Here is a 22,308-nt window from a genome sequence, read left to right as displayed (position 1 = left end):
ATGCTTACTCCTCGTTACTCATGGCGCTGTCGTTTAGCTCTTGCAATACATCAAGGCTTGGGCGCATTTTTGGTAGGTAGCCCTCAAGAATGCTTGATGTTTCAAGCCAAGCTTGCGCAAAGTCTTCTGCTAAGGTTTTAAAGCTATGCAGTAAACCAGCAGCAAGGTGCTCAACAACTTGTGGCGACAAATCGTCGTTATCTAAAAAGTGATCACGTAAGGCCATTAAACGGCTAAGTGATTCAATAGCATTGCTTTCATACTTAGTGGCTTCAAATAGCAGGTGTTTAGTTTGGTCTTTCCAGGCATCGGCTTTGAACTTGGTGCTTTCAAGTTCTGTTTGATAGTCCATGGCTTTCATTTGGTACTCGTCGCGCATACGAATAGCCACTTGGCGCTGTGAGTCTAACTCTTTGGTTTTTAGCTTCTCGGCATCTAACTCTTTTTTGTGTTTGGCTTTTAGGTCGTCGATTAAGTCTTTGATTGATTCTTTATCACCGGTATCAATGGCTTCAGACTCAATAACGAGCGTTTGTTCGTCATTAGGTAACTTGCGAAGAGCTTTTAGATCACGAATGCCTAAGCCAATTTTTTTACTGGATTCTAAAAATGCCTCACCAAAGTGTTTTAAATTGGCAAGGTTTTCATCCACCATTCTGCGGGACATACCCACTTTATGAATACAGTAGTCTTCCCATGTTTTTGTATAGGAAAGTTGGCCGTTTTCATCGGTATAGGGCAAGCCTTTGTAAGTTTTGTCTTCCTTGTGCTTTAAAATCATTTTTAGCGTAAATGCTTCTGTTTGCTTTTTTAGTAGGTCAAAGGCTTCCAGTCGTCCTAATTCAATCAGTGATTGATCTCTAAAAGCCGTGTTTTTTTGGCTGTCGGCAATAGCGTGTTGTGCTTCATTTTCAACAGTGGTTATGTCTTTACTCGTCATGATTTTTTTCCTTAATAAGGTTTAATAAGACGCTTTCTCTCGCTTGCTGTATATGGCCACGAATTAATAAGCTTTCGATTGTGTTGCATGTCACAACTTGCTCAGTCACATAAGCCGAGAGCAGATAAATAAGCTGTTTTATGGCAAGCTCGGTGTTAGTAGAGGTTTTTGCGTTTTTAAATAAAGGGCTGTTAAATAGCCGATCCATAGCAATGACTAGCTCACTTAAGCGCTCATCATCAATGAGTGGGTTTTCATCATCATTTAAAAAGTTACAAACGCTACTAAGCGCCTCAAAAGGGATTTGATGTTCACAGGACTGCTGCTTAAGCCAATTAAAACGTTGTTGGGTTTGCTCTTTAAGCAATACGTGGTACTGCGTTGCAATTGCATTTAAAACATTGCCTTTAGAAAGTTGTTCGGTTGTATTGCTCATGAGTTTGACCCTCGCGTCACCGTACTTAGCATTAGATACACGACGGGTAAGGAGCAGCCTAAACGGAGGGCTTGTATTTGTGCCCAGTGGCTTACATCCCACACAACATCCGCAGGGTTAATAGCCTTACCTGAGTGACACGGCACTCGGAGCTTTTTATTTGCTGGTAATCCTGTGGCAGTCGGTGCCTTTGATGCTTTATGTTTGGCACGTTCAGCAGCTCGTGAAGTTGGGTTAAGTTTGTTCCCTACCTCTGCCATTACTTTTAATTTGTTCATACTATTGCTCCATAATTTCTTCGGTCTTGTTCTAGTTGCTGGCTGCGCTGAGTAATAGCGAGCTGCGCACTGTTGGCTAAGGTAATAAGGGTTGGCCCCAAGCGGACTTTGTTTTGGTCCCATGGGCAATATTCAGCAAAACCTGCATGGATCAGATTTTTAATAACTGACGTTGCTTGTGGTTGGCTGATACCCATACGCTTGGCTAGTTCGCCAGGGCGCATACCATCGGCTTCATGACCACTTAACGCCTTAATAGCGTTCAAACCACGTTGCATGGTGGTTGATAGGTATTGTTCACTCATGCTGGCACCTGCTGAGTTAGATAAAACTCTTTTAGCTCTCTTACACAGCTTGGACAGGCGCTGTCTATGTCGATATGGCTGGTTTTAACTTGTCGCCAACCCATGTGATTAGCAGCTGCTATAAAGGAGTTTTTCGCTATGGTGCCGTGCTCTTTGCGTTTACAGCAGTTGCACTGCAAAGTGAACGTTGCAACAAACATATCCAGCTGCTCTGTGGTGATAGGCTGAGTTAGTAAAATCGTGTTTTGTAAATTTGCTTTTCTACTTGCAAAGGTTGTTTTTTGGACAAAAACGCGTTTTTTAGATAGATCTTGGTCTTTGATGGTCATGGTTTTTTCCTTAATTAGAGACGTTCTGGATCGGGGCTGAGGTCAAAACTTGTTTGCGGTTCATCTAGCTTTTCAGCTTCAAGTTTTTGATAGGCGAGTTGTTGCATAAGCAGCACGATTTGTTCTGCGACATATTGTGCATTGCCTGCACCTTCTTCTAGCTGCATAACCATACCGATCACTTGATTAGCGAATTGATTTAAGTGTGTAAGGTTACTGCTACTAGGCTTTTTGCCTTTGGGCATATCCACAATGAGTTTATCTAGGCTATGTGCCATATACATTAACGGGTATTCGCGCCCAGTAGCTGCCATATAAGGAATCAGTAAGCTGGTGGGCATATCGCCGCTGCCTAAATGCTTATAAAGCATATCAGTACTAATACCTGTGCGGTCTGCAATACGTGGTACGCTCATTTGACGTGTCGCTTGTGCATGCTCTTTACATAGCTGAAGGGCTTCAGGCAGGCTTCGCGCAACAATACGGCCCCACTGACGGCGTTTTGGCTTAGTCATAACATGCTCCAATTTGCAAGCTTGAGCAGGCAAAAACCACATTCCAAAAATAAACAATTTTTAGAACTTCACATTTAATACCCCTTAACACTAGGCTGAATAAAACACCGTAACTTGAGGGGAAAACATGCAAAATTACACTGTACAAAATGTGTTGGTTTGGCTCTGTATTGACGATAAACCCATGCCCAACATTACGTTTACGGCTTGTAGTGCTGTAACACTTAAGCATTTGATTATTGACTTGAGCCGCAAGCGGTATATGCAGCGGCGTATTACTGTGCGCACACTGTATAAGCAGCGTAGCAATCAGTTGCTGACCTTGCTGTGGTTGTGTGAGCAGCGACGAGCGCATTTTAATCATGGTTCTGGTCCTTTGGTTGACTTAGTTCTGAATTGGTTACTTAAGCCTTATGAGGCGAGTAATTGTTTAAGTTCATTTACGCCTTGTTGGCGTGATGCACCTTTTAGCAGCTTTGGTTGTGCATACGAGTCAACATCTGGGAATACAACATGAATGGGTTTTTCGATGAGCTTAGCTATAGCCTCTGCAATACGGCGGGATTGAGTGTGGCCGCAAACCACACCCGATACAGTGGCAAGGTTTACTTCTAGTGCATCTGCAAGCATAGAAAGAGTGTAACCTTTAGCTTTGATAGCTTGTTTTATTTCTTGTGATTTCATAGTACATTACCTTTTTGTAATTAACCTTTTGCATGGTTTTGGCGAACAGAAGCAAAAGGTTTTGTTAAGACGATTTAAATATAGTGCCCAAATGTGGGCATGTCAACATTAAAGTGACCATATATGGGTAGTTTTTTGCAGCAGGAAAGAAAACGCCTCGGAATAACTGCGTCAGAAGTACAGAAATGTATTGATGTGGGGCGTTCTACTTATACACGTTGGGAATCTGGGAATCCGATTCCTTCAGACAAATTAAAAGAGTTATCAAAGCTTGGTTTTGATATTAACTTTGTGGTTACGGGTATTCGTTCATCTATTGATGAAAATGCATTAGCTGATTGTGTAGAAATACTAGAAGAAGTTATTTCAGAAACTAAGCGTCATTTCAGTGCAGTACAAAAGGCAAAGATCATAGCCGTACTCTATGAGGAATATACAGAAGATGCACAAAGTATTACCCCAGAAAAAATACAGCGGCATTTACGGTTAGTGTCGTAGGCTCAAAAAGGAAGCGAGCATGGATAAAAAAAATAAATTAAAACAATCTTTAAAGTTAGTTATTGATAACGATAATCCTCAGGCACAGCAAGTTATAAAAGGTCATAATAATATTCAAGTTAGTACACAAAATTATGGAAGTACGCCTAACCAAGAAATTACAGGGGACAATAACCAACAAACTTATAAGCCTAATACCGACAGCCTTAATAAGCATCTTCATCAGTCTATTTATGGTAACGGTAATATACAGGTCGCAGGTGATGTTATATTTAATAATTCTAAATCTGCGATGAGGGTAAATAAGATTATACCTGGTGAAGAGCATATTAGTGATGCCCAGGCTCAGCAAATCAAAAAACTAGTTGCTGAAATAGTTAAACTTGAAAAACATGTGAAAGATAAACCACGTAGCTATGGTGCAGTTTGGAGCACATTTCAAAACAAGTTTGAATGTACCTCCTATAAACTACTAAAAGAAGAACTTTTTGAGCAGGCTATAAGTTATTTACGTCAGACAATAGGTCGTTTGGATAAAGCTAGTAATGCTACAGATGCGCCAGATTGGCGCTCACGAAAATATAAATATATCCATACCAATTCAAAAAAGTATGAACTTGAGCTAAAGCGTTTAGTTTATATGGAACGCCATTTTGGCGTTACATCATTAACAGAACTTAGTAATGATCAATTAGTACAAATTTATAATTGGGTGGCAATTGAAAAGAAAAAGCACTCATATTAAACATGTATGGATATGTAGAGACTGTTTAACTTAATAAAAGGTAACGTTTCCATTTTTGTAAATTAGTTAACGTATTGTATCAAAAGACTTTATTTTTTTATGGAAGGGAAACGTTTCCTTTTTTAATGTGTTAATTTCTTAGTGTGGAACCGTGACGAAGTTTAATAAAGATAATGAAAGTCGCAAAATTATTTATGTTTTATTAACCTCTTTTTGAGTAAGTAAGAAAATAATTAATTAAAAGGAATTTCACATGATAAAGCACGGTTTAATTTATATGCTGGTTATAAGTAGTGTACTACTTGGTTGTGATAAGCAGGAAACTAAAGTAGAAAAATTAAAGCTTACTCCACCGCCCGCTGAATTTATTAGCCCTTATCGGTTTCTTAAATTTAGGGTAAGTGCAGCGAGTGACATTTTAAAAGTAGCTCCTGATGCCAACGGTTCAATAGTTACTAAAACAAGCCAATATGAAACGCGATATGAAAGTAATGATGGTGTTATTACTTATTCAGAAGTTGCTCTATTAGAAACTGCGCCATGCAGCCAAACACAAGAATTTGATCCTATCGTTCTGCTTGACGCTGTTGCAGTAGATTTTAGGCGCTTAGAACCTCAAATGAGGATGACACATGTTGCGACTTATTATGACCATAACGAAAAGTTAAAAGTGAGAGTGATCTGTCAACAAGACGGGATGCCATTTATAGTGGCGTTTAGCCATAAGTATTATGGTTATTAGTTTTGTTCTAGTGATTCTCAGAGTTTACCTTCATTAACTCATTTCGGTGCTATTGGTAAAACAATGGTTAAACTCTTTAAAAGGAATTTGATATGACCAAACAGCATTTTATTTTAGCATTTTTAATAAGTGCTATGTTGGTAGGGTGTGGTAAAGACACAAAACAAGCGCCTGTTGCTGCGATACCAACACCCCCGCCAATATCATTTGTAGACTCAGAATTTACACGTCCCTATAAATACCATAATTTTAAGGTTGAAACGGTGAGTGAAATTTTGGGAGTCGAACCAAATGCGGTTGGTAATATCGAAGTTGAAACAGATAAACATCATATTCTCTATGAAGCTACTGATGGCATTATCACATACTCTGAGGTGCGCATGCTTGAAACAACCCCTTGCAGCCTAAATGAATCTTTTGATCCTGCTGTGATGTTGGATGCAGTAGCTGTAAATGTGGCTAACTTAGATCCGCAAACTAGATTAACCCATTTAGCTGTTTATTATGATCATAATGAAAAACTTAAGATTAGTGTGGCCTGTGAGCAAGATGGTGTGCCAATAACAGTTAGGTTTAGCAATAAATATTATGGCTATTAGTCTATTTGGTGGCGATCATTTAACTCTTGCGGATGTGACTTGCAACCAATAGACTAAAAAGCACTCTTGTATAGCTAATTAATTACCATGACCCCTGAGCTTTCTGAGCACATTACTCTTGTTATATTTTTTGTTGGTATTGCTTTGTGCTTGCCGTATTTATTTCACGCTGGGTATCAACTGGTGCGGTATTTGTGGGTGATTATCGGTATTCGATACAGTGCTAAAGAGCGGCAATTCCGTAAAACCATGGCTCGACTTAATCGAGAGCGTAAAGCACTCAAAAAGCAAAACTGTTCAAGTAAGCATGTTGATCAACAAATACAGGAATTAATAATTGACTATTGCCGTGATACTGATGAGTTAGTTGAGCAGTTACTTAAGCAATAACATTATCATTAAACATTTCCTCCCCATTCATTTTTACTAAAACCCTTTAATTTAGCCCCTCAGTAAATAGCGCCACACTGGCGCTATGAAAACACAAAACTTTGCCGACCTTACCCCGAATTACAGCCGTGCGTTTTTATTTTGCATGGACTGGATATATGAGGCAGAAGGAGGCGACTCTGATCATAGCGCCGACAAAGGTGGGCGAACGCGGTATGGCATAAGCCAAGCTGCTTACCCGAATGTTGATATAGCTAATTTGACATGGCCTCAAGCCATGCGCATTTACCATCGTGATTTTTGGCGCGGTAGCCGTGCTAAAGAACTGGCTGAGTATGGTTTATATGAATTAGCCATGTTGCATTTAGATTCAGCTATTAACCATGGCGTGCCACTGGCCAATATGCTTTTGCAGCAAGTATTGCGAGTAAAGGTTGATGGCATATTGGGTTCACGCACCTTTGCTGCAGCCATTAACGCAAACCAAACTAACTTAATGGTTGACTACTTTGCACGCCGCGCCAGCAAATACAGCCGTATTGTAGTTAATGATCCTAGCCAAATTGCGTTTTTATTTGGCTGGCATCGTCGCTTATTTAAGCTTGAAAACCGCATTGATTATGCTAAGCGAGTTTTAAAAGTATGGGGTGACAAATGAAAAGTTACCCTGAATACGTTAAGCGTGGCCGAGCCATGCGAATTAGCACCTACCAAAATGGTACCAACCCAGACCCACAGAGCATTTGCCCTGTGGGCGACCCCACTTTAGTTAATGCATTTTTAAAAGGCTGGCACTCAATTAGCGGTGTTCGCCTTGAAGCCGAAGCCCGCATTGCAAATACAGCAAAAACAAATAGGAGTAACCCCCGTGGATGATATGAACCAAATAGTTAAATGGTACCCATGGGTGCAAGGAGCTGTGCTGGTAATTTTTTTTGTTGTTGTATACGCACTTAAAAAGTCATTTGCTAGCAAGGATGATGTGACGGCACAAGACAAGCGCTTACAAACGGTAGAGCAAACGTATGTGAAGAACATTGATATTAAAAAAATCAATGAAACAGTCCAGCGCATAGAGGTTGAGATTGAAGGGTTACCGGATGATGTCACTGAACTTACAAAAGAGGTTACCAAGCTGCAGGGAGAAACCAAACAATTGCATGCCATTCTGACACGCATTGAGCACCCGCTGCAGTTAATCGTTCAGTCAAAAATATTAGGAAAAGAGTAATGCCAAATGAACATGAAATCGAGATGTGGTTTGTACTTTGCCTGTTAATCGCTGGGTTCTTTTTCTTCATGTACGTGTGTTTTCGAGTTGGCTATTCGTTAGGCCAGTTTGTTATTGCGTTTATTTATGAGCGCTTTTTTAAGGGTGAGGACAATGAAAAACCTATTTGATGCTGATCAGCGTTTAGTTATTTTGCGCGCCTTAAACGAGGCGGCAGGCTATAGCGCTAACTGCAGTATGTTGAGCTGTGTATTAGCAACCTATGGCCACAATATTAGCCGCGATAGAGTGCGTGCCCATATGCGCTTTTTAGAAGATGTGGGTTTGCTCACGATTGATGTGGTGGGTGATAAAACCTTGGTTGCACGGATTACTGAGCAAGGCGCTGATGTTGCTACTGGCCGTAAGTCGGTTGACGGTGTTAAGCGCCCAGCACCAGGAGGCAACTAACATGGCACGCGGCAATAAGATTGAGCGCTTACCTGAGCATATACGTGAAAACTTGCGCGAGATGCTAGGCACTAAGCAATACACTTGCCAGCAAATTGCCGATGCGATTAACGACGAACTGGCGAACATAAGTGGTGAGCAAACCGATGTTGAGTCAATTGATGACAATACGGTTTGGCGTGAGAAAAAGCGTATTGAACAAATTAGCCACGATATTAAACAAAGCCAGGCTTATGTTGAGGCGCTATCGAAACAATGCGATTTATCGAGTATTGGTGATACTGGCCGAGTGTTAATGAACCTACTGCAAAGCGCTGCGTTTAAAACGACCTCTAATTTAATGAGCCAAGAAGATCCGATTGATCCTGAAACGCTTGGTGATTTGGTTTTAAGTATTAGCCGGTTGCAACGCAGTGCAAACTATAACGCTGACTTAGAAAAACAAATTGCTGAAAAAGCCCGAAAACAAGCGTTAGCCGAGGCACAAGAGCAAGCTGAAAGTGCAGCTAAAACCGCAGGCTTAAGTTCTGGCAATATTGAATTAATACGCCGTGCCATTGCTGGGGAGCGTTTGTAATGGCAATGGACACACAAGAGTTAACGTCGATTTTATTACCGTACCAGGCTGAATATGTTTGGGACCAGTCGCCCGTTATCATTTATGAAAAGTCGCGCCGTATCGGTTTAAGTTGGGGCGAGGCAGCAGCGAGTGTACTTGATGCTGCGGCAAGTAAAGCAGCTGGCGGCATGGATTGCTGGTACATCGGCTATAACAAAGATATGGCCGAAGAGTTTATTCGTGACTGTGCGAACTGGGCTAAAAGCTTTAACGAAGTGTGTGATGACGTAAGCGAAGAAATTATTACTGATGAAGGTAAGGATATTCTTACTTATGTAATTCGCTTTGCTAGTGGCTTTCGAATTATTGCGCTGAGTTCTCGGCCATCAAACTTACGTGGTAAACAAGGCCGCGTGATACTTGATGAAGCTGCATTCCACGATAATTTAGATGAACTTATTAAAGCCGCTTTTGCCCTGTTAATTTGGGGCGGTAAGGTGCGCATTATCAGCACCCATGATGGTGAAGAAAACCCATTTAACTTACTTATTAAAGAATGTCGCGCAGGGAAAAAACCATACAAGGTTTACCGCACAACATTTAGAGAAGCGCTAAGCCAAGGCTTGTATAAGCGTATTTGTGCTATGAAGGGCCTAGAGTGGACTCAAGAAAAAGAAGATGCCTGGGCGCAAGAAATATACGACTTTTATGGTGATGGTGCGGCAGAAGAACTTGATGTGATCCCAAGTGCCGGCGGTGGTGTTTACATTAACCGTATGCTGGTTGAACGTTGCCAGCACCCAGATAGCAAAGTAGTTCGCTTAGAAAAGCCGGATGATTTTGTTACGAACCCTGAGCGTACTCGCATAATTGATGATTGGCTGAAAGACACAATTAAACCGTTAATTGATGCCATGCCAGGTAAACGAACTGTGTTCGGGCAAGACTTTGGCCGAAGCGGTGACTTAAGTGTGCAATGGCTTATGCAGCAAGAAAGCCCTACTAAATACCACACGCCATTTTTAATTGAGTTAAGAAACATTCCGTTTGATTGCCAAGAGCAAATTACCTTTTACCTGCTCGATAATGTGCCGCTGTTTTTTCACGGCAAATTTGATAGCCGAGGTAATGGCCAATCGTTGGCAGAAAAAGCCATGCAACGTTATGGCGAAAGCCGAATTGATTGCGTGATGTTATCGCGGCCTTGGTACAACCAATTTTTCCCTAAATATAAAGCTGCGCTCGAGAGCAAATTAATTACCGTGCCTGAGAGTGAAGATGTAGTGGCTGATCATCGGCGCGTTATTTTAGATAAAGGCCAGCCAAAAATGGATGATGGCCGCGACAAAGGCAGTGATGGTAAATGGCGACACGGCGATACTGCCGTTGCGGGTGTACTGGTAAATGCCGCCACTTTGGAAGAGGGCGAGCCAGCTGCAGGTGTCAATGTGCCTAAAGCTGAAAACTCAATGAATACCCGACCATCTCGCTTGCAAGGCCGAACACGTGCAGGCGGTTTGTTTAGACGAGCAATTGGCTATTTGGCTCCAACTAACAAAGTAACACTTCAGTACTTTAACGGCTCTGAATGGATATTTATTGGCAACTTTAGAAATGAGCAACTTGCTTGGATTAGTTTAGGTGGCGATGACTTTAACTATCGAACCGTAAATGAAAGTGGCCAAGTGCTAACAGATAAGTCTGGGTAAAAATCAAAAACTAAGGGTGACGCTCTCAGAGCGATTTTAAGCGTTTGCAATGTGTTTTGAGTGCCATTGCACGGAAAATTTTATTTAGCGCCGCCTAGGCAAATGTAAAAGATTTACAAAAGGGTTAAAAAGCTATGTTTGGTTCAAAAAAGCGCAAGGCAAAACAAGAGGCAGAATTTGCAGCAAAAATTGCGGCAATTGTTACTGAAACAATTGCAAGCAACACTGCTGCAAATGAATCAGCTACCACATTTAAAGAAGCAGCAGGTGCTATGGCTGGCTCAATTGATGCTGATGACCACTTATATTCAAAGCTGTCTGGTGATTCTAATCGTAACTTAAGTGGGCCAACCCGCGCACGTATGAACAAAATAGCGCCTTACCTTTGGCAAAGTAACATGATTGCTAACCGCATTATTGAGTTACCGCTCGCGTATTTATTGGCGGAAGGCGTAAAAGTCACGAATGATGATGAAGACTATCAAGCCGTTATCGATGCATTTTGGACACACCCAATTAATAACATGGCTATTAAGCTTGAAAAGAAAGTGCGTGAGCTGTCGATATTTGGCGAGCAGTTTTACCCTGCCTTTGTAAATCCGCTTAGTGGCGAAGTGCAATTAAGCTACCTAGACCCTGCACATGTTGAGGAAGTTATTTACGACCCTCGCAATCCAGAGCAACCGGTTGGTGTAAAAACCAAGCGTATGACAAATGGCCGACAATACATTTATAGAGTGATCATCAATGGACCAGAATCGGTGTTTACCAAACAAACGCAGCGATTACGTGAAGGTTTTAATGATGGCGATATTTTTTATTTTTCAATTAACAGCTTTTGCGCCCACGGACGGGGCAACTCTGATTTAACTGCGCAGTGTGATTTTTTAGATTTATACGACGACTTTATTTTTGGTGAAGGCGATCGTGCTGAAAACTCCCGGGCGTTTGTGTGGGATGTTACTTTAAAAGGCGCTGACCAAAATAAAGTAAATGCTCGAGCAGCAGAAATTCAAAGCAACCCGCCAAGACCAGGCTCGGCAAATGTGCATAACGATTCGGAAGAGTGGAAAGCAGAAAGCCCCAACTTAGGCTCTGGCGACACCGAAGCCTTAGCAAAATTATTTAGAAACCACATGCTCGGTGGTGCGACTATGCCACCAAGTTGGTTTGCTGATGGGGGTGACGTTAACCGTGCGAACGGCGAAGCCATGGCCGAGCCGACATTTAAAATACTTGCTATGCGCCAGCGCTACATTATTTATATGCTGCACGAAATAGCGACCTTTGTTATTCGCCAATACTACACAGCAACCATGGGCATTGAGCCTGACCGCATGGTTGAAACTGATGTGTTTAAGTCAAAGGTGGTGATGCCAGAAATGACTGCCAAAGATATAAGCCGTTATGCTGCTGCGCTGCAGCAAGTTGTGGTAGCGGTAAACCTTGGGATTACACAGGGCATTATGACCGAAGAAACGGGGTTAAGTGTGATTGCATCAATTGCGGACCGATTAGGTGTTGAGATTGACCCTGAGCAAGAGCTTATAAACGCGCAAGCTGCTATTGCCCAAAAAGCGAAAGACCAGGTAAAGGCCGACACATTTAAAGAGTTTGATGGTGCAATTGATGCAGGCGTAGATGATGACACCGAGTGAACGAACCAAGGCCTTTAATAAAGCCCGTACAGCACAGCTCAAAGCGCTACTTAAAAATAAGCAAGGGCTTTGGGATTCGCTGTTGCGTTTGCTTGAGCTTGCTGAAGAAAACACGCAAACCATTTTACAAGGACAGCCGACAGATTGGCAGCAATGGCACTATGGCAAATTGCAGGGGCAAATTAACCAGGTGATGCTTGAACTGGGTGAGCGAAGCGCCGCACAAATTAAAGCCTTTTCACAAACTACTTGGGTAGCAGGTATTAATTTAATTGATGCGCCACTAAAAGCCGGTGGTGTAACGGTAAATGCTATGACGCAGCTTTTACAGCATCGTCAGCTTGTGGCCATTGATAATTTTATGGTTGACCGAATTAAAGATGTGTTAAGCGGTAAGGCTGATTATATTCGATCGCAACTTGGGCTTGTGATGATGGGGGCGCAAGATAGCGAAACCGCTAAAAAAGCCATAGCAGAAAGTTTAGGCGAGAAAAAAATGTGGCGCGCTAAGGCGATTGTAAACACTGAGCTTAGCCGCTTGTATAACACAGCAAGCCATATGCGCATGAACGAAATTGGTGATGCAGTACCAGGCATGGAAAAAGAGTGGCGCTTAGGTCGGCGTAAAGAACACCGCGTTAGTCACTTGGCCGCAAACAATACTCGCGCTGCAGCAAATGAACCTTTTACTATTGGGGGCATTAAGATGATGCACCCTCATGACCCCAAAGCGCCGGCAAAGGAAACAGTCAATTGTAGCTGCTTTACGGTACCAGTGATGAAGCACTGGGAAGTTGATCCGAATCTGACAGTAAAAACTTAGGAGATAGAAATGACACTATTAATTTTATATGCGTATTTATTTATAGGGTTTGGTTTTTCTCTTGCTGGTTGGTTAGTGGCCGCAGAAGAATGTGTGAGAAAAAATGAATCTGTTCCAAGATATTTCGTTAAAAAGGTATTCATATGGGCTTTGTTATGGCCTCTATGCGCCATGTATATTTACTTAGCTGAAGTAAAAAAAGTGATACCTGAAGTTGATTGGTTGGACTCGTCAAAAAATAGTTAATACATGTGTAATTATGATGGCAAGGTCGTTATTATTTTAAAGGGACTTTTATTATTTTGAATTAGCCATCATAAGGACTCGTTAAAAATGGACCAATTAGAAAGCGTTTGGCAACAAGTATTAAAAAATAAAGATTCGGCAGCGGCATTACTAATACTTATAAATGAACATAGCGATTTACTGTATTTGTGGAAAGAACCCAGCTTTGAAAGTGAACCCCAACAATACCATGTAAAAATTATTGAAAAGTTAGATGACCCCTTTAGAAATGAAGACGATGCATTGTTTGATGAATATCAGCCTATTTTGATACCCGATATTGAAAACGACCTTACTGATTTAATCGAGAAAAGCGGCGTTAAACCCATGGACTGGGGAAATGAACTCACTTAATTTTCCTAAAACCCTTTAATTTAGCCCTTCAACAAAACCCCTTACCTTAAAGACTCATTAGCCATATTCACAACCATTGAGGGCAACATAATGAGTCTTTTTGCTTTACTTACTAAAGGCCATGCTGTTTTAGAAATTGCATCTAAAGCGCTTGAGCTATACGAAGAAGTCGTTGACTTAGGCGACGATAATAAACCTAAAACCGATGAACGTGGCAACACGCTTACCAAAAAACAAACCCGCCAAGTTAAGCCAGATGAAGTGTTCGACTATAAAGTTGAACGCGAAACAGGCGTTGTTAAAGCGTTAACTAAAGCAGGCCAACGTGTTGAAGGTGTACTTGCTGTTGCAGACCTTGCTAAAGCGGTACTTGCCAGTGATGGTGAGAATACCAGTGAGCTTGCACACGCCTCTGATGATGCTGCTCAAGCATTGTTAGCTAAAGCAGAACAAGAAGCGGCAGCAAAGGCAAAAGCAGCGGCAGCTGAAGCTGATGACATTATTGCTAAGGCCAAAGCTCAAGCTAAAGCTCTTTTAGAGCAAGCTGAAAAAGACGCTGCAGCAACAAAAAAAGCGCCAGCTAAAGCTGCGGCTAAGTAAGGGGCTAAATTATGTTGACCCTTTTACCAACAGGAACCGGCTTTTTAGGCAATCGCGCATTTGTTGAGGCTAAATCATCTGATTATCACGATGTGATGACGCTTGTGACTGCAGAGCTGCGTAAGTTGCTGGCAACTAACTCGCGTGATAGCTGGGTTGATATTACGGCTTTTTATGCTGACAAAGTGGTGGTTCGTAAAGATGGCCGCTACTGGGCATACCCTTATGCGGTGAGTGAGTTAAATCAGGTGACGTTTGAAAACGCCATTGAAGTCGTCAAAGAGTACAAACCCTCTGACGTGGTTAAGTTAACCGAAGCCTGGTATGACGAAACTAAGTTTATTGAAGCCAGTAATGTTAAACCAAGTAAGTTTTTAGTGACCTTGATTGAGGTGGGTAAAAGCTTAAATGGTGTTGACTATCCTGCCCACGTTCTGCGTGAAGCAGCCCCTTTGTTTAACGGTGCTAAATGCATGGTTAAGTCTGATGACGACCATCTTAAAGGCACTGCCCAACACTTTAATAACCTGATTGGCCAGTTCAGCAATGCACAATTTGTTGAAGGTGTTGGCGCAGGTAAAAAAGGTGCACTGCAGGCTGATTTAACTGTGCTTGAAAGCTCGGGTTATGCCACAAAATTGCGCGAAGCCGTTGATAACAATATGCAAGACCTGTTTGGTTTAAGTATTGATGTGGACGGTACGGCCTCTGGTAAAAAGGGCAGCCGCACAGCTAAGAAGTTCCTCAAAGTTAATTCCGTCGATTTGATCATGGTACCTGGTGCAGGTGGTCGGATCGTGTCATTTAAAGAAGCTCATAATCAAGGCAATGTCATGAATGAACAACTAATGCGCCTACTCGAAGCGCTTAAAAAATCGAACCCTCAGCTTGCAGCATCTGTGACAGCTGAAGATGATGAAACAGCCATTGTGCAATTAACTGAAGCACTGGCTAAACACGGTGCCCCTGATGCAGGCCAAGGTACAGGCTTAACACTTGCAGACGTAAACAAAGTGATTGCAGACAGCCAGCGTTTGGTTGAAGCAAAGCAAAGTGCTGTGGCTTTAATTAATAAGTCGACTTTGCCAGACGCCGCCAAAACGCGCTTGGTAGAAAGCGTGCAAAGCAGCGAAGACGTAAGCACTGATAAGGTGCAAAAGCTGATTGATAGTGAGATTAGCTATTTAAGCAAGTTTACTGAGTCGGGCAAAGTGAACATGCCTGAAGGCGCGCAATACTCAGATAACCCAAGCGGTGTAGAGCTGCTTACCGCACTATTTGATCCGGCTAATAAAGACGTAGTGAGCTTAAAAGAAGCTTACATTGATTTGACGGGTGATAAGCACTGTACAGGTCGTTTAAACGACTGTAGCCGCACGCGAATGGTCGAAGCGCTTGATAGTGATAGCTTACCGAATGTGCTGGCCGATGTAATTAACCGCCGAGTAGTTGAAGTGTACAGCAGCTTAGAAAAATACCAGTTATGGCGCAAAGTGTTCCGCATTGGTACTGCAACTGACTTTAAAGATCAGAATGTGACTGAATGGGGTGGCTATGGCGACCTACAAGATGTGCTTGAGAGCGGCGCTTACCAAGAGCTTGCAAAACCAACTGATAGCAACGCGAAGTATCGCGTTAGCAAAAAAGGTGGCTTAGCAACCATTACTATGGAAATGATTAAAAATGATGACCGCAACATCATTACGCAAATTCCTAATAAGCTGGCTCGTGCCGCTGCGCGCACACTTAGCAAATTTGCGTGGGATTTCTACCTAAACAACCGCAATGCCCCTGATGGTAAAGCACTGTTTCATGCTGATCATAACAACTTGTTTAGTGCTGCACTAAGCCAGGAAGAGTTAATGGTGCATTGGCGCGCCATTATGAACCAGCAAGAGCTTGATACTGGCGAGATGCTAGAAATTGAGCCAGCGTTCTTGTTGTGTTCGCTGGGTAATGTAGATGCAGCCTTTGACTTGTTCCAACGCATGCAAAATAACGACAAGGGTTTTGCGCAGCAATTAAACCTTGAAATTCTGCGTGTGCCTGGTGCGACTGATCCAAATGATTGGGGCTTAATGACCGACCCTAGTGAGCTTGCCAACTTTGAAATGGGCTTTTTAGACGGCATGGAAAACCCTGAGATTTTCACGCAAGACATGCAAAACGTGGGCACTGTGTTCACGAACGACCAAACCACGATGAAAATCCGCCACATTTACGGTGGTCAATGTACTGACTACCGTGGTGCGACTAAAGCGCTGGTTCTTTAATTCCTTGGTTCCTCTGGTGATTGGATGACACGGTTGCGCACGGATGCGCTTTATAAGGTGTTTTAACTATGTATGCAGACAGACTCCCAGCTTATGTACAAGACCAAGCAGGCATTTTAAGCGCTGATGAAATTGCCAGTGCCTATGCCGATATGCTGGCGAAGTACCAAAAAGATACGGGTAATGTTGAGATTGCTGCAGAGCATGTGGATGTCTGTTTAAAACTCGCAGCTGCAAGCTGCATTGATAAGTTGGCCACGTATTACGCCAACGATGATAACAGTACGATTTCAAGCGATAGCGTTGACCACGGCACTAAAGCCGACAGTTTTAGACGCATCGCCAACGGCTACCGCAGCCAGTATGCGGCGGTTGTCGTTAATGACAATAAAAGCAGTGCGCATGGTAAGGCTGTGCAACTGCCTAAGCGCCAACGGTTGCGCTAATGCCTGTGCGAATTACAGCAAAGGGCTTTGATGCATTGACGGAGCTTTGGCAGCACTCACCGGCAATGGTGCAAGAGCAGCTCTCGAGCGCAATGAATGAGTCGGTAGCTTACGCACAGTATCAAGTAGTAAGCAGAACTCCTTTGGGTAGCGGCGATGGTGGCCACTTAGCCGCCAGTATTAATAGTGAAGTTTTAATAAACCCAGCTGTGAGTATTGGTTATGTAGGTACTAGCAAGCTTTACGCTGAAGCCGTAGAGCTTGGCACTAAACCACATATGCCACCAATTGAACCCTTAGTGAATTGGGTTGAGGCAGTACTTAGCCTTGAAGGTGATGAAGCAGAACGAGTAGCGACATTGATAGCATTGAAAATTAATGCGCGTGGTACAACCGGCAAGTTGATGTTTAAAGAAGGCCTTGAGGCCAGTGAGCCATATATACAGGCACGGTTTAACGAAGCAATGAAGTTGATGATTAATAAGTTGGGTGGTGCAAATGCTTAACCAGGTAAGAACGGCGATTTTGAATGTGCTTAATAGTGCGAATGTAGGCACCTTTTATAAAAAAGAGCGCTTTAGCAAAAACACTCAAGAACTCAAAGCCATGTATGCCCAAGGTGATGCTATTAGTGGCGGGTATATCCGATTAAAACGCCGTAAACGCCAAAACCCGTATGCCCCTAGAACAACGGTTACTTATACCTTTGATGTGGTTTTTTTAAAGAGCTTTGTAGATGACGAAGATAGCCAAGAGCACTTTGAAAATGCCATTGAATCTTTAGATGACGCATTTGCAGGTGATCCATTACTTAATGATTTGGTTGATGACCTGGACGAAGGCGACGACACAGGGCTGATTTTAGATGACCACTCGCCAGTGATGTTCTGTGGTGTGTTGTGTCATCAGGCGCGTATGCGTTTAACAGTGAATGTAAGTAGTTAGGAGAGCAGCATGAACGAAAAGCCAAGCCAAGGCGGCAGCTATATAAAAGACGTCAAAGGTAAGTTGAAGCTCGTGGCCAGAACACAGCCTGAGAGCACAGCTAAAAAGCAAGCGAACAAAGTTGAAGACAAAGGTGCAAGCAAATGAAATGGTCACAAACCAGCCTGTTAGCGGCAATTGAACAAACGTATGGCACGTTGCCTGGTGCAATGCTTGCCATGCTAACTAAAGATATTGAGCTACGCCCTCTTGAAGGTGAGGAAGTTGAGCGCGGTTTAAATACGCCTTACTTAGGTGCTGAAGAAAGCATGTTTACGAATGAATATGCGGGTATCAGTTTTAAAGTTGAACTGGTAGGCAGTGGCACATTAGGTGTTGCCCCAGCGTGGGGGCCATTAATGCGCGCCTGTGGTATGGCTGAAGTTATTGTGGCTGATACCAGTGTTGAATACACACCTATTTCAGATGCACCTGAATCAGTGGCTATGCACTTTCAGCTTGGTCGTAATAAGCACACTTTGTTAGGTGCACAAGGCAATGTGAGTATTGAGCTTGAAAAAGGCATTCCTTATTTATCGTTCGATTTTAAAGGCCTTTATGTTGCGCCTGAAGATAACGCATTACCAACAGCCGACTTTAGTGCATGGCCTAAACCTATTCCGCTGGGCGCAGGACGCACCACTGACTTTTTATTACATGGCTTCGAAGTTGTGCCGTCGAAACTTAGCATCGATGCAGGCAACGAAGTGGAGTTTGATCCAACTCTTACTACGGCAAAGATTGAGTTTTTAGACCGCGCAATGTCTGGCTCGGTCAATATTGCTGCGCCTAATGTGGCTGATATTGACTTTTTTACTCGAGCAAAAGATTCGACAACCGGCAATCTGCAAATTAAGCACGGCCCTGCAGGTGGTCACCGCGTAACGATTAGCTGCCCTAAAGTGCAAGTGAAACAGCCTAAGTATGTTGAGCGCACCAAAAAGGCAGAGCTTGAAATGGCCCTAGCTATTTTACCGCAAACAGGCAATGACGAGTTTAGCCTGTTACTTGATTAATTCGTTTTAAAACACTTTTACACCAGGAGAAAACAATGGCTTTTTCAATTGTGACAATGCAGAACGTGCAAGTTCATCAGCCCGTTAAGTTTACCTTTGATGGCGACAGCCACGAGTTTACCGCTCAATTTAAGCTACTTGATGATGACGCAAACGAAGCACTTGCCGAAAGTGGAGACCACGAAATGATTAAGCGCGTGCTCGTTGACTGGGGTGATGACTTTGTTGATGAAAACAATAAGCCACTGCCATTTAACGATGACAATTTAGCTAAATGTTTAAAGGTGAGTTGGTGGCGAACTGCTGTACTTGATGCCTATTTTGTGGCTGTAGCTGTGGCTGGCAGAAAAAACTACTAGAGGCTGCCCGCTATTGGGTAGCCGACGAACACCCCGACACCAAACATTTACTTGAAGTTTTAACCCAGCAAAAAGCACCCAAGGAAGTGATTGACCAAGTAAAAGCGCAAAACAAAGAGAAACATTTTGATTTGTACAGCTGCAATGCTGAAGCAGTAAATGCGTTTTTAATGGTTGAAACACAATGGCAAGGAGAAGGACGCGGCCTTGATTATGGCAATGCTGAAGTCGCTTGGCGGCTAGCTGGGTTAAACATTACCCCTGACATTTTTAAAAAAATTCAGGTGTTAGAAGTAGAAGCAATGAACGCAGCACGAGAGCAGCATGAGCAGATATAACTTAAGTTTAAAAGTACTGTACGATGGCAAAGCAATTAGCCAGGGTACGCGTACGAATACAAACGATATACGCTCGTTACAACGACAAGCGCAGCAGCAAGTTGCGCAAAATCGTGCGCTTGAGTCTAGTAATAATAGTGTTGCCCGCAGTTATACCAGCCTTGCCACCGCTGTTGGTGGCTTTATGGCTCTTAATTTTGCACAGCAGCAAGTGCAAAACATTGGTCAGATCCAACTACTTAATGCCCGTTTGCAAGGGCTAACCACTTCAAGCCAAGAATACGCCCAAGTGCAGAATTACTTGATTGAGATAAGTAATAAGCACAATAAAGTTTATTCAACCATGGCTGATAGTTACGCCAGAATTCTTACTTTACAGAAAGCAAATAAGCTATCTGCCGAAGAAGGACGTAAGGTTCTTGAAGGTACATCAAATGTTGCCGCTAAAATCGGTGCATCTAATACTCAGCTAGAACAAACCATGTATGGCTTTGCTCAAGCAATGGATTCTTCAATAGTACGTGCAGAAGAATTTAATCAAGTGGTTGATCCGTTACCTGGTTTGATAACTGAATTAGATAAAGCTGCTGGTCTTGTGTCTGGTGGCTTTAGGCAGATGGTTCTTAGCGGTAAAGTAACCAACACCTTTTTTAAAGATACCTTTATCAAAGCACTAGGTGAGTATGAGGGGGCTGCACAAAGTATTGCATCTACCGTACCCGCGGCGCTTAATCGAACTCAAACAGCCTATGAGCAATTAATAAACCGTATAGAACAACCAGTGAGTTTTGCACTTGTGCCGGCAATTGATGCTGCAACTACGGTATTAAATGAGCTGACTACAAATCAAGACTTAATTGATAATCTAACAACAGCTGCAACTGCGCTGGCTATTGTTATTGGTGGAAGATTAGCGACCAGCTTAACAGTAAGTGCAGCTGGCATGGCCAGAGCAACAATAGCTAAAGCTCGACTTGCTCAAGAAACGGTAAAAAATACAGCTGCAGAGCTTGCTTCAGCTCAAGCAAATATGCGTAAAGTGCAAACTTTGGTTGCAATGACTGGCGCGGCAAATGTGTTAGGCCCTGCAAAAGCACGGTTAACTGCTGCAACGATTGCACATACAGCTGCTGTGCGCAGTTCGAATATAGCAATGCGTGCACTGGGCGGCACTATGGGACTTTTAGGAGGTCCTGCTGGTTTAATTATGTTGGCTGCTTGGGGGATTTATGAATTTGCATCAAATGCGGACGATGCAACTGATTCTGTAAATAAACTTAAAGACGCAAGTAAAGATTTAAGCCCATATGCAAACTTAACCGGTAAGCAAGCACAAGGCTTATTGTTGCTAGCTCAAGGGCGTTTAAAAGGTGCAATTCAGCTCGCAGATGAAGCAAGGCAACGTTTTAATAACCCGTTCTTAAAGGGTAAGTTTGAAGATGTTGAAGCAGCAGAAAAACGTGTAACAGATCTTAAAAATGAGATAGTTGCTTTACAGGCTGTTGTAGGGAAAAGTTCGACTAAGAAGCCTGAACAAGGCCAAAGCCCAAATGACCTTTCGGATTTTCAAAAAGCGAATGCCTCTTACCAGCAGCGCTTAGCCTTGCTTGGTAAAAACACTGAGCTAGAAAAACTTAATTATGAAATTGCCAGTGGTAAATACGCCAAGTTATTACCCCAGCAACAACAAGAACTGCGTAACCTTGCCAGCTTGATTGATGAGAAAAATAAGCAAGCGGATATTGAAAAAGACTTTACGCAGTTAACAGAAGACCTATTGACTGAAGAAGATCGTATTCGTCAGTCTTATACTCGTCGTACAGAGATAGCTAGAAATGCGCTCGATGAGCAAGGCAAAGACTCTGCACGTTATGCTGAAATTGAGCTACAGCTTCGCCAGCAACGTGATGCTGCATTAGAAAAGCTTGAATCAGATAAGCAAGCGCGTGAAATACAGCGCCAGAATGAAGCCCGCCAACGTGAAGACCAAATTCGTCGTGATAGATATGAAACTGAAATTGCTGAGTTGCAAGGGTTTCATAGCCGTATTGAAGCTGAAGAGGCTGCACATGAAGACCGCAAACGCGCTGTTCAACTTAGATATGCAGGTAACTATGGCCAAGTAGTCCAGCAATTTGTTGATTTTGATCGTGCTAGTGGTAATGACCGTGTTGCCATTGGTTTAGAAATTGGTGAGAACCTAGCTGGCCAATATGCAACACACAGTAAGAAGGCTTTTAAAGTTCAGCAAACACTGAATATTGCTAAAGCTTTAATGAGTACTTATACAGCTGCAGCAGCGGCACTTGAATTGGGGCCAATTGCTGGACCAATTGCTGCGGGTGTAATTACTGGCCTTGGTTTGGCTCAAGTTAAATCTATAAAAGATCAAAAACCACCTGGTTTCCAATATGGCGGTTACACCAATAGTAACAAGTTGATTGAGATTGGTGAGCGCAATACGCCTGAGCTTGTAGAGCTAAATGGTAAACATTATTTAGCGGGCGGTAATGGTGGCCGTGTGTTTAACCCTAGCCAAATGAAAGCGGCAGGAACACCAGGCACAGCTGCAGGCGCAACTAACGTAAATGTAGTGATAAGACTTGTTGAAGATGCAAGTCGTGCTGGCACATATGAGAAAACACGTTCAGAAAATGGCGACGAACAAATTAACGTATTTGTAGCTGATATCCGAAGCGGTGGTCCTATGTCTGAAGTGCTAGAACGCACTTATCCAAATATGCAGCGCACGGGAACCTAAG

General features: G+C 42.8%; 34 protein-coding genes. 26 read left to right on the top strand and 8 right to left on the bottom strand.

The features are described from left to right. Positions 1-4: 4 nt before the first annotated feature. Genes NH454_RS15520 through NH454_RS15485 form a run of 8 tightly spaced genes read right to left on the bottom strand, consistent with a single transcriptional unit; the run spans position 5 to position 3,487 of the window. Positions 5-940, bottom strand: coding sequence for a hypothetical protein (locus NH454_RS15520; RefSeq protein WP_253039608.1), 936 nt, complete (start codon positions 938-940; stop codon positions 5-7). Next, a complete protein-coding gene (locus NH454_RS15515; protein ID WP_253039606.1) occupies positions 930-1,376 on the bottom strand; it encodes a hypothetical protein in 447 nt (148 codons plus the stop codon). Before NH454_RS15515 ends, NH454_RS15520 begins: the two co-directional genes overlap by 11 nt. Further along, on the bottom strand, positions 1,373-1,654 hold the full coding sequence (locus tag NH454_RS15510) for a hypothetical protein (protein ID WP_253039604.1): 282 nt from the start codon (positions 1,652-1,654) through the stop codon (positions 1,373-1,375). The genes NH454_RS15515 and NH454_RS15510 overlap by 4 nt, the downstream gene beginning before the upstream one ends. Further along, positions 1,651-1,959 carry a MarR family transcriptional regulator gene (locus NH454_RS15505; RefSeq protein WP_253039602.1) on the bottom strand — a complete coding sequence of 103 codons (309 nt, stop codon included), beginning with the start codon at positions 1,957-1,959 and terminating at the stop codon, positions 1,651-1,653. Before NH454_RS15505 ends, NH454_RS15510 begins: the two co-directional genes overlap by 4 nt. Beyond that, positions 1,956-2,288, bottom strand: coding sequence for a hypothetical protein (locus NH454_RS15500; protein ID WP_253039600.1), 333 nt, complete (start codon positions 2,286-2,288; stop codon positions 1,956-1,958). Before NH454_RS15500 ends, NH454_RS15505 begins: the two co-directional genes overlap by 4 nt. Positions 2,289-2,302: 14 nt before the next feature. Next, positions 2,303-2,803, bottom strand: a complete 501-nt coding sequence (locus tag NH454_RS15495) for a hypothetical protein (protein WP_253039599.1) — start codon at positions 2,801-2,803, stop codon at positions 2,303-2,305. After that, a complete protein-coding gene (locus NH454_RS15490; RefSeq protein ID WP_253039598.1) occupies positions 2,796-3,167 on the bottom strand; it encodes a hypothetical protein in 372 nt (123 codons plus the stop codon). Before NH454_RS15490 ends, NH454_RS15495 begins: the two co-directional genes overlap by 8 nt. A gap of 47 nt (positions 3,168-3,214) precedes the next feature. After that, the gene (locus NH454_RS15485) at positions 3,215-3,487 is read right to left on the bottom strand and encodes a helix-turn-helix domain-containing protein (RefSeq protein WP_253039597.1); all 273 of its coding nucleotides are present in this window, start codon (positions 3,485-3,487) and stop codon (positions 3,215-3,217) included. Positions 3,488-3,610: 123 nt separating this feature from the next. Between NH454_RS15485 and NH454_RS15480 the strand changes: the two genes are divergently transcribed. From NH454_RS15480 to NH454_RS15355, 26 genes are all read left to right on the top strand, one after another. Then, the gene (locus tag NH454_RS15480) at positions 3,611-3,985 is read left to right on the top strand and encodes a helix-turn-helix transcriptional regulator (RefSeq protein WP_290442627.1); all 375 of its coding nucleotides are present in this window, start codon (positions 3,611-3,613) and stop codon (positions 3,983-3,985) included. 19 nt (positions 3,986-4,004) lie between these two features. Next, positions 4,005-4,730, top strand: coding sequence for a hypothetical protein (locus tag NH454_RS15475; RefSeq protein ID WP_253039595.1), 726 nt, complete (start codon positions 4,005-4,007; stop codon positions 4,728-4,730). A gap of 253 nt (positions 4,731-4,983) precedes the next feature. Further along, positions 4,984-5,472 carry a hypothetical protein gene (locus NH454_RS15470; RefSeq protein WP_253039594.1) on the top strand — a complete coding sequence of 163 codons (489 nt, stop codon included), beginning with the start codon at positions 4,984-4,986 and terminating at the stop codon, positions 5,470-5,472. A 92-nt stretch (positions 5,473-5,564) separates the two neighbouring features. Beyond that, the gene (locus NH454_RS15465) at positions 5,565-6,071 is read left to right on the top strand and encodes a hypothetical protein (protein WP_253039593.1); all 507 of its coding nucleotides are present in this window, start codon (positions 5,565-5,567) and stop codon (positions 6,069-6,071) included. A gap of 87 nt (positions 6,072-6,158) precedes the next feature. After that, positions 6,159-6,461, top strand: a complete 303-nt coding sequence (locus NH454_RS15460) for a hypothetical protein (RefSeq protein WP_253039592.1) — start codon at positions 6,159-6,161, stop codon at positions 6,459-6,461. Between the two features lie 85 nt (positions 6,462-6,546). Further along, a complete protein-coding gene (locus NH454_RS15455) occupies positions 6,547-7,119 on the top strand; it encodes a glycosyl hydrolase 108 family protein (protein WP_253039591.1) in 573 nt (190 codons plus the stop codon). Continuing rightward, the gene (locus NH454_RS15450; protein ID WP_253039590.1) at positions 7,116-7,337 is read left to right on the top strand and encodes a hypothetical protein; all 222 of its coding nucleotides are present in this window, start codon (positions 7,116-7,118) and stop codon (positions 7,335-7,337) included. The genes NH454_RS15455 and NH454_RS15450 overlap by 4 nt, the downstream gene beginning before the upstream one ends. A gap of 1 nt (position 7,338) precedes the next feature. Beyond that, positions 7,339-7,692: a DUF2730 family protein gene (locus tag NH454_RS15445; protein ID WP_253039635.1), complete on the top strand. Its 354-nt coding sequence runs from the start codon at positions 7,339-7,341 to the stop codon at positions 7,690-7,692. Further along, positions 7,692-7,862 (top strand): hypothetical protein, encoded by a 171-nt coding sequence (locus NH454_RS15440; protein ID WP_253039589.1) that lies wholly within the window; start codon positions 7,692-7,694, stop codon positions 7,860-7,862. The genes NH454_RS15445 and NH454_RS15440 overlap by 1 nt, the downstream gene beginning before the upstream one ends. After that, positions 7,846-8,142: an ArsR family transcriptional regulator gene (locus NH454_RS15435; RefSeq protein WP_253039588.1), complete on the top strand. Its 297-nt coding sequence runs from the start codon at positions 7,846-7,848 to the stop codon at positions 8,140-8,142. Before NH454_RS15440 ends, NH454_RS15435 begins: the two co-directional genes overlap by 17 nt. Position 8,143: 1 nt before the next feature. Continuing rightward, positions 8,144-8,719 (top strand): phage protein Gp27 family protein, encoded by a 576-nt coding sequence (locus NH454_RS15430; protein WP_253039587.1) that lies wholly within the window; start codon positions 8,144-8,146, stop codon positions 8,717-8,719. Continuing rightward, positions 8,719-10,410 carry a hypothetical protein gene (locus NH454_RS15425; RefSeq protein ID WP_253039586.1) on the top strand — a complete coding sequence of 564 codons (1,692 nt, stop codon included), beginning with the start codon at positions 8,719-8,721 and terminating at the stop codon, positions 10,408-10,410. Before NH454_RS15430 ends, NH454_RS15425 begins: the two co-directional genes overlap by 1 nt. A gap of 134 nt (positions 10,411-10,544) precedes the next feature. Then, on the top strand, positions 10,545-12,068 hold the full coding sequence (locus NH454_RS15420; protein ID WP_253039585.1) for a hypothetical protein: 1,524 nt from the start codon (positions 10,545-10,547) through the stop codon (positions 12,066-12,068). Further along, a complete protein-coding gene (locus tag NH454_RS15415) occupies positions 12,052-12,891 on the top strand; it encodes a hypothetical protein (protein WP_128081059.1) in 840 nt (279 codons plus the stop codon). Before NH454_RS15420 ends, NH454_RS15415 begins: the two co-directional genes overlap by 17 nt. A 9-nt stretch (positions 12,892-12,900) precedes the next feature. Then, positions 12,901-13,137 (top strand): hypothetical protein, encoded by a 237-nt coding sequence (locus NH454_RS15410; RefSeq protein ID WP_253039584.1) that lies wholly within the window; start codon positions 12,901-12,903, stop codon positions 13,135-13,137. Positions 13,138-13,224: 87 nt separating this feature from the next. Further along, the gene (locus NH454_RS15405; protein ID WP_253039583.1) at positions 13,225-13,530 is read left to right on the top strand and encodes a hypothetical protein; all 306 of its coding nucleotides are present in this window, start codon (positions 13,225-13,227) and stop codon (positions 13,528-13,530) included. 90 nt (positions 13,531-13,620) lie between these two features. After that, positions 13,621-14,130 (top strand): hypothetical protein, encoded by a 510-nt coding sequence (locus NH454_RS15400; protein WP_253039581.1) that lies wholly within the window; start codon positions 13,621-13,623, stop codon positions 14,128-14,130. A gap of 11 nt (positions 14,131-14,141) precedes the next feature. Beyond that, positions 14,142-16,403, top strand: coding sequence for a hypothetical protein (locus NH454_RS15395; RefSeq protein ID WP_253039579.1), 2,262 nt, complete (start codon positions 14,142-14,144; stop codon positions 16,401-16,403). A gap of 68 nt (positions 16,404-16,471) precedes the next feature. Then, positions 16,472-16,849: a hypothetical protein gene (locus NH454_RS15390; protein ID WP_253039577.1), complete on the top strand. Its 378-nt coding sequence runs from the start codon at positions 16,472-16,474 to the stop codon at positions 16,847-16,849. Next, positions 16,849-17,355, top strand: coding sequence for a hypothetical protein (locus NH454_RS15385; RefSeq protein WP_188730624.1), 507 nt, complete (start codon positions 16,849-16,851; stop codon positions 17,353-17,355). Before NH454_RS15390 ends, NH454_RS15385 begins: the two co-directional genes overlap by 1 nt. Beyond that, positions 17,348-17,794, top strand: a complete 447-nt coding sequence (locus NH454_RS15380; protein WP_253039575.1) for a hypothetical protein — start codon at positions 17,348-17,350, stop codon at positions 17,792-17,794. The genes NH454_RS15385 and NH454_RS15380 overlap by 8 nt, the downstream gene beginning before the upstream one ends. A 9-nt stretch (positions 17,795-17,803) precedes the next feature. After that, the gene (locus NH454_RS15375; protein WP_253039573.1) at positions 17,804-17,941 is read left to right on the top strand and encodes a hypothetical protein; all 138 of its coding nucleotides are present in this window, start codon (positions 17,804-17,806) and stop codon (positions 17,939-17,941) included. Continuing rightward, positions 17,938-18,849 (top strand): phage tail tube protein, encoded by a 912-nt coding sequence (locus NH454_RS15370; RefSeq protein ID WP_253039571.1) that lies wholly within the window; start codon positions 17,938-17,940, stop codon positions 18,847-18,849. The genes NH454_RS15375 and NH454_RS15370 overlap by 4 nt, the downstream gene beginning before the upstream one ends. A 35-nt stretch (positions 18,850-18,884) precedes the next feature. Continuing rightward, the gene (locus tag NH454_RS15365; RefSeq protein WP_253039569.1) at positions 18,885-19,208 is read left to right on the top strand and encodes a phage tail assembly chaperone; all 324 of its coding nucleotides are present in this window, start codon (positions 18,885-18,887) and stop codon (positions 19,206-19,208) included. 86 nt (positions 19,209-19,294) lie between these two features. Beyond that, positions 19,295-19,546 carry a DUF1799 domain-containing protein gene (locus NH454_RS15360; RefSeq protein WP_253039567.1) on the top strand — a complete coding sequence of 84 codons (252 nt, stop codon included), beginning with the start codon at positions 19,295-19,297 and terminating at the stop codon, positions 19,544-19,546. Next, a complete protein-coding gene (locus NH454_RS15355) occupies positions 19,533-22,307 on the top strand; it encodes a tape measure protein (RefSeq protein ID WP_253039565.1) in 2,775 nt (924 codons plus the stop codon). The genes NH454_RS15360 and NH454_RS15355 overlap by 14 nt, the downstream gene beginning before the upstream one ends. The last annotated feature ends 1 nt before the right edge of the window (position 22,308 follow it).

The organism is Pseudoalteromonas sp. Ps84H-4 (assembly GCF_024124645.1).
Classification (GTDB): domain Bacteria; phylum Pseudomonadota; class Gammaproteobacteria; order Enterobacterales; family Alteromonadaceae; genus Pseudoalteromonas; species Pseudoalteromonas lipolytica_C.
Note: the sequence above shows the minus strand (reverse complement) of the source record. Positions and strands in the feature narration are given on the sequence as shown.

What these genes read in the sequence shown, in the direction of transcription:
- NH454_RS15520 (WP_253039608.1), bottom strand. Translation starts at nt 940, where the DNA reads ATGACGAGTAAAGACATAACCACTGTTGAAAATGAAGCACAACACGCT.
- NH454_RS15515 (WP_253039606.1), bottom strand. Translation starts at nt 1,376, where the DNA reads ATGAGCAATACAACCGAACAACTTTCTAAAGGCAATGTTTTAAATGCA.
- NH454_RS15510 (WP_253039604.1), bottom strand. Translation starts at nt 1,654, where the DNA reads ATGAACAAATTAAAAGTAATGGCAGAGGTAGGGAACAAACTTAACCCA.
- NH454_RS15505 (WP_253039602.1), bottom strand. Translation starts at nt 1,959, where the DNA reads ATGAGTGAACAATACCTATCAACCACCATGCAACGTGGTTTGAACGCT.
- NH454_RS15500 (WP_253039600.1), bottom strand. Translation starts at nt 2,288, where the DNA reads ATGACCATCAAAGACCAAGATCTATCTAAAAAACGCGTTTTTGTCCAA.
- NH454_RS15495 (WP_253039599.1), bottom strand. Translation starts at nt 2,803, where the DNA reads ATGACTAAGCCAAAACGCCGTCAGTGGGGCCGTATTGTTGCGCGAAGC.
- NH454_RS15490 (WP_253039598.1), bottom strand. Translation starts at nt 3,167, where the DNA reads ATGATTAAAATGCGCTCGTCGCTGCTCACACAACCACAGCAAGGTCAG.
- NH454_RS15485 (WP_253039597.1), bottom strand. Translation starts at nt 3,487, where the DNA reads ATGAAATCACAAGAAATAAAACAAGCTATCAAAGCTAAAGGTTACACT.
- NH454_RS15480 (WP_290442627.1), top strand. Translation starts at nt 3,611, where the DNA reads ATGGGTAGTTTTTTGCAGCAGGAAAGAAAACGCCTCGGAATAACTGCG.
- NH454_RS15475 (WP_253039595.1), top strand. Translation starts at nt 4,005, where the DNA reads ATGGATAAAAAAAATAAATTAAAACAATCTTTAAAGTTAGTTATTGAT.
- NH454_RS15470 (WP_253039594.1), top strand. Translation starts at nt 4,984, where the DNA reads ATGATAAAGCACGGTTTAATTTATATGCTGGTTATAAGTAGTGTACTA.
- NH454_RS15465 (WP_253039593.1), top strand. Translation starts at nt 5,565, where the DNA reads ATGACCAAACAGCATTTTATTTTAGCATTTTTAATAAGTGCTATGTTG.
- NH454_RS15460 (WP_253039592.1), top strand. Translation starts at nt 6,159, where the DNA reads ATGACCCCTGAGCTTTCTGAGCACATTACTCTTGTTATATTTTTTGTT.
- NH454_RS15455 (WP_253039591.1), top strand. Translation starts at nt 6,547, where the DNA reads ATGAAAACACAAAACTTTGCCGACCTTACCCCGAATTACAGCCGTGCG.
- NH454_RS15450 (WP_253039590.1), top strand. Translation starts at nt 7,116, where the DNA reads ATGAAAAGTTACCCTGAATACGTTAAGCGTGGCCGAGCCATGCGAATT.
- NH454_RS15445 (WP_253039635.1), top strand. Translation starts at nt 7,339, where the DNA reads ATGAACCAAATAGTTAAATGGTACCCATGGGTGCAAGGAGCTGTGCTG.
- NH454_RS15440 (WP_253039589.1), top strand. Translation starts at nt 7,692, where the DNA reads ATGCCAAATGAACATGAAATCGAGATGTGGTTTGTACTTTGCCTGTTA.
- NH454_RS15435 (WP_253039588.1), top strand. Translation starts at nt 7,846, where the DNA reads ATGAAAAACCTATTTGATGCTGATCAGCGTTTAGTTATTTTGCGCGCC.
- NH454_RS15430 (WP_253039587.1), top strand. Translation starts at nt 8,144, where the DNA reads ATGGCACGCGGCAATAAGATTGAGCGCTTACCTGAGCATATACGTGAA.
- NH454_RS15425 (WP_253039586.1), top strand. Translation starts at nt 8,719, where the DNA reads ATGGCAATGGACACACAAGAGTTAACGTCGATTTTATTACCGTACCAG.
- NH454_RS15420 (WP_253039585.1), top strand. Translation starts at nt 10,545, where the DNA reads ATGTTTGGTTCAAAAAAGCGCAAGGCAAAACAAGAGGCAGAATTTGCA.
- NH454_RS15415 (WP_128081059.1), top strand. Translation starts at nt 12,052, where the DNA reads ATGATGACACCGAGTGAACGAACCAAGGCCTTTAATAAAGCCCGTACA.
- NH454_RS15410 (WP_253039584.1), top strand. Translation starts at nt 12,901, where the DNA reads ATGACACTATTAATTTTATATGCGTATTTATTTATAGGGTTTGGTTTT.
- NH454_RS15405 (WP_253039583.1), top strand. Translation starts at nt 13,225, where the DNA reads ATGGACCAATTAGAAAGCGTTTGGCAACAAGTATTAAAAAATAAAGAT.
- NH454_RS15400 (WP_253039581.1), top strand. Translation starts at nt 13,621, where the DNA reads ATGAGTCTTTTTGCTTTACTTACTAAAGGCCATGCTGTTTTAGAAATT.
- NH454_RS15395 (WP_253039579.1), top strand. Translation starts at nt 14,142, where the DNA reads ATGTTGACCCTTTTACCAACAGGAACCGGCTTTTTAGGCAATCGCGCA.
- NH454_RS15390 (WP_253039577.1), top strand. Translation starts at nt 16,472, where the DNA reads ATGTATGCAGACAGACTCCCAGCTTATGTACAAGACCAAGCAGGCATT.
- NH454_RS15385 (WP_188730624.1), top strand. Translation starts at nt 16,849, where the DNA reads ATGCCTGTGCGAATTACAGCAAAGGGCTTTGATGCATTGACGGAGCTT.
- NH454_RS15380 (WP_253039575.1), top strand. Translation starts at nt 17,348, where the DNA reads ATGCTTAACCAGGTAAGAACGGCGATTTTGAATGTGCTTAATAGTGCG.
- NH454_RS15375 (WP_253039573.1), top strand. Translation starts at nt 17,804, where the DNA reads ATGAACGAAAAGCCAAGCCAAGGCGGCAGCTATATAAAAGACGTCAAA.
- NH454_RS15370 (WP_253039571.1), top strand. Translation starts at nt 17,938, where the DNA reads ATGAAATGGTCACAAACCAGCCTGTTAGCGGCAATTGAACAAACGTAT.
- NH454_RS15365 (WP_253039569.1), top strand. Translation starts at nt 18,885, where the DNA reads ATGGCTTTTTCAATTGTGACAATGCAGAACGTGCAAGTTCATCAGCCC.
- NH454_RS15355 (WP_253039565.1), top strand. Translation starts at nt 19,533, where the DNA reads ATGAGCAGATATAACTTAAGTTTAAAAGTACTGTACGATGGCAAAGCA.